We start from the raw sequence: 10,725 nt of genomic DNA, 5'->3' as shown, positions 1-10,725 counted from the left end.
ATCGACAGAGCAAAAAAGTTCTTCTAGACTAAGCATGGGACGAGCCTGTAAAGCTGTTGTGTGATGACTTTTAGCTTACTCGCTTGTCCCCTCCTTATCCCGAACTCAGGTTAGTTAAAAAAAAAGCAAGGTGGGTAGTATCCACTTTGCTTTTTAAATGAAGAATCACACAGCGATCGCCTTGGCTTTAGGCGATAATTGTTCGCGGTTATGAGGTTCCTCAAAATCAATTAACGGCCCTTTCGGAACAATTCTGGTGGGATTAACTTTTGGGTGGCTTTTATAGTAATGGCGTTTGATATGGTCGAGGTTGCAGGTTTCCTTTACCCCTGGCACCTGGTAGAGGTCTTTCAGGTAATTCCAGAGATTGGGGTAATCCACAATCCGGCGTGAATTGCACTTGAAGTGGACATAGTAAACGGCATCAAAGCGCAAGAGAGTGGTAAACATACACCAATCTGCCTCGGTGAGGCTTTCTCCACACAGATAGCGTTGCTCCGCTAACACTTTTTCCCAACGATCGAGAGCATCGAATAGTTCCGTCACCGCTTCATCGTAGGCGGCTTGGCTAGTCGCAAATCCTGCTCGATAAACGCCATTATTAATCGGTTGGTAAATTGCATCGATCGTCTTATCAACCGCCTCCTGCAATTCTGTTGGATAAAAATTCATCTCAGACTTGGCGAAATCATCGAATTCTGTATCAAACATCCGAATGATCTCGCGGGATTCATTATTCACAATCGTGGTAGTTTCTTTATCCCAAAGAACTGGGACAGTCACCCGCCCATTGTAATTAGAATCCGCTTTAAGATAAACTTCCCACAAATAGCGAGTCTTATTTACCGTATCGGGGATAGAACCTGGTTCTTCTGAGAATTCCCAACTATTTTGCTCAATTTCGGGTGCCACGACTGAGAGACTGATAACATCTTCTAATCCCTTCAATTGGCGCATAATTGCGGTTCGTTGCGCCCAAGGACAAGCCCAGGAAATATAGAGATGATAGCGACCTGGTTCAGCCTTAAAGCCACTAGAACCATCAGCTGTAATTTTGTTGCGGAAGGTTGTTGATGGACGAATAAATTTTCCTTGGGAGTCTTCTTGTTCTCGTTCGCTAACCCACTTTCCATCAATCAAAAGACCTAAACCCATAACGTTCTCCTTTGAGAGTATGAAGGGCAACCCCAGGAAGATTGCCCCACACTTATTGGTTCAGGTTCTCACCTAAAATTCATCGGTCTTAGGTGCAAAATAGGGCGAGTACCTTACTCAGCGCTGAGGATTTTTGGCACTTTGAAAAAGTCACCCTCTTGATCTGGGGCACCTGTGAGAATAGCTTCCCGGTTGGGAAAGGGTTGCAGTTCATCAGGGCGTGTCACATTGCTGACATCAATTGCCCTTGTTGTGGGTTGCACATCACTGACATCAAGTTCGCTTAATTGTTCAAAATACTCCAAAATACTGCCTAGTTGGGTCGTAAATTGGGCTTCTTCTTCGGGGGTCAGTTCTAGGCGAGCCAGATGGGCAACTTTGCGAACTTGTTCGCGGTCAATCATAACAGTGGTAATGGCTTATTGGTAATTGGTCATTTGATAGTAGATAGTAGGTAATTTTTTCTCTTTTGTTGATTACCTATTACCTGTTACCTAAAAGAAGATATCCATCGTAGATCGCCCAGTCGTTTTGAGCCAGTTTTGGGCTTCGATGTAGTTATTCGGAGCCATACTAATCGCTTGTTTCCAATATTCTCCGGCTTTGTCAAACAAAGCTTCAGCAGCTTCGGGATCTCCATCTTCCTTGAGCTTTTCACCCTGGAAGTGGTAAATGACGGCAATATTATTCAACGCTTGAGGCAGGCGAGGATTACAGTCAAGCGCTTGGTGGTAGTATTCCAAAGCCTGCTCGTGGTCACCATTGCTGGCGTATATCAGCCCCATATTGTAGAGGATATAACTGCGGTCGTAAGTGTCTTCCTCTAGGGTTAGGGCTTCCCTGTAATTGTCTAGAGCTTCGGCGTATTCACCATCTGCCTGCGCTGACATACCATCGCGGTAGTAGATGAAGGCTTCTTTTGCTTTCTTGTTGGCAGGCAGGATTTTCAGGATTATATCCGCCATTACCGTGAAGCTCTTGTCAATGAAGTTATCGTTTTTTTGCGTTCTTGGCATATCCGGCTCTGTAATGCTGCGCTAATTAGGAAAGTGTAGAGTGGTCAGTTTATCGCTCAGTGATGCTCTTTAAGCTAATTTAACGCGCTCTGGGAGTCAACTGGATTGAGATTAACAAATGCGATCGCGCATTTGTTGTTCTTTCCTCAATCAACAGAGTTTCTCAGTGTTTTTTAGCGGACGTATTATTTTATACAAAATAAATACTAGTCCTTGTGTATATTTAGAGAATGGAAATCTGTGCGCTTATATATACGGAATTAAAGCTTGGCGATCGCTCAGCCGTAAGGCTAATGCACCCTTGACTATGGTTGGGTTTAATAATGCAAAGTGCCATCTGGGAGAATTGCACTATTGAGCTGGACACCTTCGAGAAGCGCATTCTCAAAATCAGCATTTCGCAAATCCGCCCCTCGCAAGTCCGTTTCTCGGAGAATGGCATTGCTCAAGTCAGCACTAATCAGATTCGTTTGCCGCAAATCAGCCTTGGTGAGGTCAGCGCCCGGTAACTTCGCCATCGTCAACTCAGAACCGGCAAGGTTAGCGCCTGTGAGATTGGCTTTAATCAACGCCGCTAAATTCAAATTAACGCCGCTCAAGTTGGCACCGCTAAGGTCGCTATTAATCAAGCTGGCACCGCCTAGATTCGCCCCCCCTAAATTGGCACCCCTTAAATCGGCAGCACTGAGATTGGCACCGGCGAGATCAGCACGCCTCAAGTCAGCCGCCCTTAAGTCCGCATCTCTCAACTCAGCACCCCTCAAGTCACACTGAGGACATTGTTTAGTTTTTAGCAAATGTTGAACGTGTTCCAGATTGGCTGCTTTGAGTGGTGTGGTTAATCCCAAAAGTGAGAATAGGAGAGCGAACAGCCACGTTAGCGTTGCCAAGCGGCGCTTCGGTTTAGGGTGGCATACGCTAAGAGCGAATAGGTTAAGAGCGATCGCGCAAGTTCTGGGTTTCATAATCTGCCTGCTGGAATTTGCCAAAATTTTATACTGGTGATAGTAGCCTCCGTCCTTGAGGAAAGCACATGGCTCCCAATCCCACCCTCATGCAAGCAGTTGAACACCTGGGCTACCGTGTCACGGTTGGCGATGTGGCAACCCAAGCTGGGTTAAATGTCAACATGGCTCAGGCTGGATTACTCGCTCTGGCATCCGACGCCGGTGGACACTTGCAGGTAGCAGAAACCGGCGAGATAGTCTACCTTTTCCCTAAGAATTTCCGGACAGTTCTCCGCAATAAGTTCTTGCGGCTGCGACTGAAGGAATGGTGGGAAAAAATTTGGAAAGTTTTGTTTTACCTGATCCGGATTTCCTTCGGGATTATCCTGATTGCTTCCATTGTCCTAATTTTTGTCGCGATCGCAGTTATTCTAATCGCCGTCAACAGCAGCCGCGACAGCGATGATTCCGGCGGCGGTCATCACGGTGGCGGCGGTATGGTGTTCATGCCCCGCTTCTGGTTTGGCCCTGATATCTGGTGGTTTTTCTATCCAGACTATAGCGATCGCTACGAACGGCGTCGTGTCTCATCCCCCGAAGGCAAGAGACAGATGAACTTCCTAGAAGCCGTCTTCTCCTTCCTGTTTGGCGATGGGAATCCCAATGCCGATTTAGAAGAACGCCGCTGGCAAGAAATTGCCACTGTCATTCGCAATAATCAGGGTGCGGTGACAGCCGAACAAATCGCCCCTTATCTCGATGACATGGGCAAAGGCTGGGGCAAAGAATACGAAGATTATATGCTGCCCGTCCTCACTCGTTTTAATGGGCAACCAGAAGTCAGCCCAGACGGGGAAATCGTCTATCACTTCCCTGAATTACAAACTACAGCGCAAGAGCGAAATTCGCAGCCAGTGGGTGCATATCTCCGAGAGCGTCCTTGGCGCTTTAGCCAAGCCGATAGCGGACAAATTATGCTCTCTGCGGGATTAGGTGCCGTGAATATTATCGGTGCTTTAGTTCTCAATTCTCTGTTACGGGGAGAGATAGGGGTTCAATTAGCGCAATCCGGCGGACTTATCGCCTTCGTGCAGTCAATTTACTGGATTTTGCTGAGTTACGGCATCGCTTTCCTGTCAATTCCCTTAATTCGCTATTTCTGGATTCAGTGGAGAAATCAGCGAGTTGAAGCCCGGAATCAACAACGACAAGAACGCGCTATCTTCTTGAATCAAGCGAATTCTGCTTTGCAGAAAAAAATTGCTTATGCTCAACAATTTGCTGCGAAAACAGTAATCGGTCGCGAGGATTTAGCCTACACGACCGAAACCGAGCTTATAGAACAGGAGATCGAGCAAGCCGATAAGATTGATGCAGAATGGCAGCGTCGCCTCAACCAGAGCGGTTCATAAAGATTCCTTGGGGCGTTTAAAAATCAAGAAGCCATATCCATAACCCGGATGGGAATTCACGCCGGTTAATTCCCAGCCTTCCTGTCCGAGTTGATTGGATAATTCATGGAGAGGTGGGATGTCTTGTTTATCTCGAAAGTCTTTTTCGTTGACACTTTTGGGTCGGAGATCGCCTGCAAAGTAGTCAAACCGAACAAAGAGGTACTCCCACTTTTTCACAGCAATCCTTCTGGCGTTTAATTAAGTCAGCTGAAAAGCAAGGAGCGATCGCTCCGGGATGAGCGAAGCGATGTCACTTGGTGGCTACCGCTTCGCTCATCGCGACTTTGGGGAGGTAACAGCCCCGCCTCTACTGCACTTTCATGCTAGCGATCGCGGTGCGCTGGTAATAATGCCCCAAAATTTGCTGGTAGTTTGTCCCCTGCTGAGCTAAATTGTAAGCCCCCCACTGGCTTAAACCAAGACCGTGACCGAAACCACGACCGTTGAGCTGAAAACCCGTTCCTGTGGAGCTAACCGTGAACAACGTACTCCTAAGCTTCAGTGCTTGACGCAGCTGACTTCCAGTCATCCGCCGCGTGCTACCACTTCCAACGACTTTCATCGTCATAATCCGTCCGCTAGGAGTGGTGCGTTCCGGTATCAAAGATTTAACATTGCTTACACCCAGAAGCCGACTAAGTTCGTTGCGGGAGAAGCTTTTCTGCCACTGGTAGCCTGGTGTCCCTTGGTCGTAGTCTGGAACGCCGCGCAGGTAAGCCAGGGGTTCCGACCAAACATTTTCCACATTTTCCGTGTGTCCTCCAGAAGCGGAGTGGAAGACAGCAAGAATAATTTGACCGTTGTAGGTTAAAACTTGCCCAGCCGTGGCATTCACAGCCATTTGCGTTGACTCGGCTTCGGTTTCCAGACCTTTGTAAACTTGCCAAGTCTGGGTATCGCCGACATCAAAAACGCTATTGCCAGCAGTTTGACGCTTATACAGGGCGTAGGAACGAGCGGCGACAGCTTGCGCCTTCAAGGCTTCCAGAGGCCAATTAGCACTCATTTCCGAGCCTAAGACGCTGTAAAGATATTGTTCTAAATCAACTTGGTTGACGGCGGTGAGTCCTTTGCCAGTGCGAACCAATCGAGTGCGTCCCCGATACCAGCGATCGCCGATCCAAACATAACCGCCAGCCGTCGGTTCCACTATCAGTTGCGTGCTTTGCTCTCCGCCCAGCGCCACGCCACCGCCTGTAGGACGGGCTTCCATGCCATCCATTGCCGCCATTTGCCCTACTACTCGACCGGCACTATCGCGGATTACGGCTTTCGTGGAACTGCCCACGGTAATCTTGCTGACGCCTTCTTGAATCGCTACGCGCAGTTCCATCGCTTTCGCAGGAGCAACCAGCATGAGCCACAACAAAAAAGTCAGCCACCATTTAGAAGGATGTAGCCGCCCGGAGGACGCCTTCCCGAAGCCTAAGATGAAGCAAGAAGTCTGAAGCATGAAGGATTTCTGTTTGCCTAGGAGCTGTTTAGTTACCATCTATTAAAATCTCCTCACACGATGCCAAATAGAGTGCTAGGGATAGTCATTATTAAATTCCACTTAAATTGAGCATGAGAGCAAGAATCCCGTCCTTGAACTTCTCTTAGGAAGGTGGATTTATTAAGTCCCAATTCAAAAGCGTATGGGTATGGCACAGAAAAAGCCCTTACATGAAGATGAATGAGTGTCAGTTATTTAATCCACGTTCCTTAGTTCAAGACCCTTGAGAGCTGATCCGCTTATAAATTGGCACAACCCACTGACTTTTCTTATGGTGGATATATTTACCATGTTTGCTGCCGGAGTGCTACTCATAAACCTTGTGAACTTTTATCCTGAGTCTTCAGCGGAACTGCGTGTTCCCCAGATGCTGTGTCAGGATAGTTACGGAAGGCAATTCCTAGACTTTGTGACCGTTTTCTTGCCAAAATGCAAATTACTTTTTTAGGGACAAGCTCCGGTGTACCGACGCGATCGCGCAATGTGTCCAGCGTGGCTTTACGGCTACCTCAACGAGGAGAACTCTGGCTGTTTGACTGTGGTGAAGGTACCCAACACCAGCTATTACGGAGTGACCTGAAAATCGGTCAACTGAACCGTATTTTTATCACCCATATGCACGGAGACCATATATTTGGCTTAATGGGTCTTTTGGCAACCTGTGGTTTGGCTGGCAATGTTCAACGCATTGACCTCTACGGTCCCCCCGGTCTCAATGAATACCTGCGTGCTTGCAGACAATACTCTTCAACCCATTTTTCCTACCCGGTTCAGGTTCACATCGTACAGCCTGGAGTGGTGTATGAAGATGAAGAATTTATCGTCACCTGTGGTTCTCTGAAGCATCGCGTCACTGCTTTTGGCTACCGAGTCACTGAAAAAGATCGTCCGGGGCGCTTCGACGTGGAAAAAGCCGCAGCCCTGTCAATTCCTCCGGGTCGGGTCTATGGACAACTCAAACGTGGCGAAACTGTGACGCTGCTAGATGGGCGGCAAATTCATGGGGCAGATCTGTGTGGACCGACAGAAATCGGTCGCAAAATTGTTTACTGTACCGACACAGTTTATTGCGACGAGGCGGTAGAACTTTCGCAGGATGCGGATGTGTTAATTCACGAAGCGACCTTTGCCCACCAAGACGCCCAGCTAGCTTTTGATCGCTTGCACTCCACTTCAACGATGGCGGCTCAAGTTGCTCATACTGCTGGTGTTAAGCACTTGATCATGACTCATTTCAGTCCCCGCTATGCCCCCGGTAATGCCATTGTGCTGGATGACCTGCTTACGGAAGCGCGTGCCATTTTTCCGAGTACGGAATTGGCTTATGATTTTCTAAATTATGAGGTGCCTCGGCGGCGGGAAGAGGAATTAAAAATTAAAAATTCTCTTTTTTAATTTTTAATTGTGCATTGTTACTGTTTACAGACCGCTGGCGTTCCGCAGCCGGTCGCGTATTTCAACGAGACGGTTTTGACTGCTGACGGGCGATCGCGGTAGCGGAACTTCTGTGTTGGGCCAGCCGCTGAGATCGTTACAGGGACACGCTAAAGGCGGCATTCCCACAGTCCGGACGGGGACGGGCATGGTGCAACGAGAACAGGGTGACACATCCCATGCTGGTGTCAGCAACTGGGCAATTGGTTCTGCGGTACCCTCTAAGTAGCAGTCCCCCGACTCTGGCGAGAGGATTTGCTGCCAGCAGTTTTCAAATTCTTGCGAGTAGCGATCGCCCCGAATCACGGGTTGCGGCAGCAGCGCTTCTTGACCATTCCGAATCAAAACTTTTTTGCCTAACTGAAACCAATAAGCAAGATACTGTTTGACTTGGTGTTGAGATGCCATAGCAAAGGAGTGAATGGTAATAGGTATAGGGTAATGAACAACTCGCTTTTTCTCAATTAGCAATGAGTCATTCGCAATTGCCAGTTTGCCTTTAAGTCTTTCTATGCTAGCGCCTATGATAATTTTGGTAACGGCGTTCCCAGGTGGCTCAGGTTGAGAACGTGACCGGCAGTAACTAAGTAGACTGGGTTAGCGATCGCGCCCACTCGACGCACCAGCCTTCCCAAGCGATCGCGGAACATTCGACCGAGGGGATAGGCGGGAACAACGCCCCACCCCGTTTCCTCTGCCACCAAAATCGCATCACTGACGCTACTTTCCAAACTTTCCAGCAACTCCTGGCACGTCCTTTCCCACGATTCATCGTCTTGGTCTAAAAAATTCGCCACCCAAGTTCCCAAAGAATCAACGAGGAGACAACTAGAATTCTGAGATGCCCGAATCGTTGCCGCCAGTGTTAGCGGCACTTGCAGCGTTGTCCATTCCCTAGGGCGTCGTTGTTGATGTTGTTCAATTCGAGCCAGCCATTCTAGATCGTTGGGGTCAACGTGAGCCGTTGCCACATAGATAACCGGCTTACCCGAACGCATTGCCAGAGTCTCCGCCCACTCACTTTTCCCGGAACGGGCTGGACCAGTCACTAAGATTAAATGCTTAACAGAAGTCATTCAGATGCGATCGCAAAGAACTTTTTTACCCGTTTCCGGCGAGTTGTGCATTAAAGTTAAATTCAACAGTGGCAGGATTTGTATCTTACCCACCTGTACAGTGTCCGGGTTATTCTAGCGGTCAGGCTTCCCATAAATTTTCATTTTGTGCATTGAGACAGTTAATCCTACCAGACAAATAAACAAATAAAATAGAAACACAAAGCATAGAAACACAAAGCAAGTAAAAATACCAGGAAAAGCACCAATCCCAACCTTTTAGAGATTCTAGCGGCAGTTAGTTAACAGGTTTGATTTGCAGGAGTGGCGTCAGATAACTATGAAACCAGAATTAAAACGGATTGAGACAACACTGGATCGATTGGCTGATCAAAGTCCTGTCATAGAAAATTCGTCCCCTTGGGAAGATCAGCCCGATCCGAAGGGGTGGGGTTCAGAGGCATCATCAGATGCCAATCGCTCAATTTCAATGACCGTACAGGCTTTCTCTGACCAAAAGCAATCTGGCAAGACACCCGTCCTGCCAAAATTAAAAGCTCCCAGTTTCACCAACCATCGGAACGCTGCCAATCCTGCCTTGGCGATGACCCTGTTGCAAGAAATTGAAGCGATTGTTGGAGGTTGGCAGAAGGAACTTCATCAAACCTTGCGCCAAATTCAAGATATTTATCTAGAAGGGCCAATTGTTGATGGTTGGTTAGAGTCTCATTCCCGCGAACCAGAGGTTGGCGTTGAGGCGCTGCGTCAGGTGGTAGACAAGGGTCATGCCAAGTCCGTACACCAGCTGATGGACTATGTAGAAGAACTGTGCAATCAACCGGATGAAAAGGTGACTTGTGAATCTCCACGGGCTGGATACCGCCTGGTAGGAATGGATGAGAATGGTCAATTTTGGTCGCGTCCCTGTCCACCCGAACAGATTCCGAGTGTGAGTGTCGCGATCGCTCGTTATCAAAAGCTGCGCCTGCTGCTGAATCGCAAAGAGGATCTGGAAACCCGCCTCAGTCAACTAGCGGAAACACTCGTTGTTCTACATAGTCATCTAAGTGAGAATTAAAAATGCAAAATTCAAAATTGAAAATCAGTAATTTCTGCGATTTTTAATTTGTAATTTTGCACTTTTAATTAAGGTGTCCCCAATCCCAAATTTATGACAGAGCCTAAAGTTTCTGCGATTATCTGTACTCACAATCGAGAGCAGTATTTAGGTGCTGCCATTGATAGTTTGCTGAATCAAGATTTTCCGGATTTTGAAGTCGTGGTAGTGGATAATGCCTCCAGCGATCGCACATCCGAAATCGTCAAAGCACGACCAGGGGTAAGATACGTCTACGAAGGCGTTATGGGTCTATCTGTCGCCCGCAACACGGGTGCCAAGGAAGCCAAAAGTGCAATTCTCGCCTATCTAGATGATGATGCCGTTGCTAGCCCGTCTTGGCTGTCGGCACTCTATGATGCTTATCAAAGCAATGAAAAACTAGCGATCGCGGGTGGCAAAGTTACCTTAATCTGGCCCGATGGCATCACGCCTCCTCTGTGGCTTTCCCCTGGACTATCTGGGTGCTTGGGAGCATACGATTTAGGAGATTCCATCGTCTATATCAAACAACCTGGTATGACCCCCAGAGGCTTGAATTACTCGCTCAGACGTACCTTTTTAGAGCAAATTGAGGGGTTCGATGTTAATCTGGGTCGAGTCGGAAAAAATTTGTTATCAAATGAAGAATTACACATGACAGAACGGGCACTCAAATTAGGTTGGCAAGTTGCCTATCTGCCTGACGCCTTGGTTGCCCATAATGTATCTCCCGAACGCCTTGAACAAGCTTGGTTTTTGAGCCGAGGCTGGTGGCAGGGCATCAGTGAATGTTACCGCGAACAAATCGCCGGTAAGGCAGGACCGCGCCAGCTATTGTTAGGAGGCGAACGACTCGTGCGAGGTCTCTACAAATCTGTTAAATATTTTGGTGATGCTGCCCAACGGTTTGACAATCTCGTGTATGCCTACGGTCAGGTGGGTTATTTGAGTGCAGCAATTCAAGGGATGTTATCTGCTCCTTTCAAAGTGCAAAATCCAGAGCCGGAATTAAAAATTGAAAAAGAAAATTCTTAATTTTTAATTCTTAATTGCTAATTTCTAATTGTTCT

At 47.8% G+C, this 10,725-nt stretch carries 12 protein-coding genes; 4 read left to right on the top strand and 8 right to left on the bottom strand.

Features of this window, described 5'->3' with window-relative positions; translation table 11 throughout:
- Window positions 1-165: 165 nt before the first annotated feature.
- From NDA06_RS03915 to NDA06_RS03900, 4 genes are all read right to left on the bottom strand, one after another.
- A complete protein-coding gene (locus NDA06_RS03915) occupies window positions 166-1,155 on the bottom strand; it encodes a glutathione S-transferase family protein (protein WP_190678762.1) in 990 nt (329 codons plus the stop codon).
- A 113-nt stretch (window positions 1,156-1,268) separates the two neighbouring features.
- Complete coding sequence (gene gatC / locus NDA06_RS03910) at window positions 1,269-1,559, bottom strand: Asp-tRNA(Asn)/Glu-tRNA(Gln) amidotransferase subunit GatC (protein WP_190414356.1); 291 nt, start codon at window positions 1,557-1,559, stop codon at window positions 1,269-1,271.
- A 90-nt stretch (window positions 1,560-1,649) separates the two neighbouring features.
- Window positions 1,650-2,171 (bottom strand): photosystem I assembly protein Ycf3, encoded by a 522-nt coding sequence (locus tag NDA06_RS03905; protein WP_190414358.1) that lies wholly within the window; start codon window positions 2,169-2,171, stop codon window positions 1,650-1,652.
- Window positions 2,172-2,488: 317 nt separating this feature from the next.
- Window positions 2,489-3,136: a pentapeptide repeat-containing protein gene (locus NDA06_RS03900; protein ID WP_190986402.1), complete on the bottom strand. Its 648-nt coding sequence runs from the start codon at window positions 3,134-3,136 to the stop codon at window positions 2,489-2,491.
- Window positions 3,137-3,204: 68 nt separating this feature from the next.
- Between NDA06_RS03900 and NDA06_RS03895 the strand changes: the two genes are divergently transcribed.
- The gene (locus NDA06_RS03895; RefSeq protein WP_190433289.1) at window positions 3,205-4,530 is read left to right on the top strand and encodes a hypothetical protein; all 1,326 of its coding nucleotides are present in this window, start codon (window positions 3,205-3,207) and stop codon (window positions 4,528-4,530) included.
- Here the strand turns inward: NDA06_RS03895 and NDA06_RS03890 are convergent.
- Together NDA06_RS03890 and NDA06_RS03885 are read right to left on the bottom strand one after the other, a co-directional pair.
- On the bottom strand, window positions 4,525-4,749 hold the full coding sequence (locus NDA06_RS03890) for a hypothetical protein (RefSeq protein ID WP_190414362.1): 225 nt from the start codon (window positions 4,747-4,749) through the stop codon (window positions 4,525-4,527). The two genes, NDA06_RS03895 and NDA06_RS03890, sit on opposite strands and share 6 nt — an antisense overlap.
- Window positions 4,750-4,879: 130 nt before the next feature.
- Window positions 4,880-6,064: a SpoIID/LytB domain-containing protein gene (locus NDA06_RS03885; protein WP_242029171.1), complete on the bottom strand. Its 1,185-nt coding sequence runs from the start codon at window positions 6,062-6,064 to the stop codon at window positions 4,880-4,882.
- Between the two features lie 432 nt (window positions 6,065-6,496).
- On the opposite strand from NDA06_RS03885, the gene NDA06_RS03880 reads away from it, so the two are divergent.
- On the top strand, window positions 6,497-7,462 hold the full coding sequence (locus NDA06_RS03880) for a ribonuclease Z (RefSeq protein ID WP_190986401.1): 966 nt from the start codon (window positions 6,497-6,499) through the stop codon (window positions 7,460-7,462).
- Between the two features lie 24 nt (window positions 7,463-7,486).
- On the opposite strand, the gene NDA06_RS03875 is transcribed toward NDA06_RS03880, so the two are convergent.
- Window positions 7,487-7,909 carry a hypothetical protein gene (locus NDA06_RS03875; RefSeq protein WP_190531656.1) on the bottom strand — a complete coding sequence of 141 codons (423 nt, stop codon included), beginning with the start codon at window positions 7,907-7,909 and terminating at the stop codon, window positions 7,487-7,489.
- Between the two features lie 113 nt (window positions 7,910-8,022).
- On the bottom strand, window positions 8,023-8,577 hold the full coding sequence (cobU, locus tag NDA06_RS03870; protein WP_190414368.1) for a bifunctional adenosylcobinamide kinase/adenosylcobinamide-phosphate guanylyltransferase: 555 nt from the start codon (window positions 8,575-8,577) through the stop codon (window positions 8,023-8,025).
- Window positions 8,578-8,896: 319 nt separating this feature from the next.
- Here cobU and NDA06_RS03865 point away from each other — a divergent pair, with 319 nt between their 5' ends.
- On the top strand, window positions 8,897-9,634 hold the full coding sequence (locus NDA06_RS03865; protein WP_190526343.1) for a hypothetical protein: 738 nt from the start codon (window positions 8,897-8,899) through the stop codon (window positions 9,632-9,634).
- A 93-nt stretch (window positions 9,635-9,727) separates the two neighbouring features.
- Entirely contained in the window at window positions 9,728-10,690 is a 963-nt protein-coding gene (locus NDA06_RS03860; protein WP_190414371.1) for a glycosyltransferase family 2 protein, read from the top strand.
- The last annotated feature ends 35 nt before the right edge of the window (window positions 10,691-10,725 follow it).

The organism is Trichocoleus sp. ST-U1, from assembly GCF_039961835.1.
Classification (GTDB): domain Bacteria; phylum Cyanobacteriota; class Cyanobacteriia; order Cyanobacteriales; family FACHB-T130; genus FACHB-T130.
Note: the sequence above shows the minus strand (reverse complement) of the source record. Positions and strands in the feature narration are given on the sequence as shown.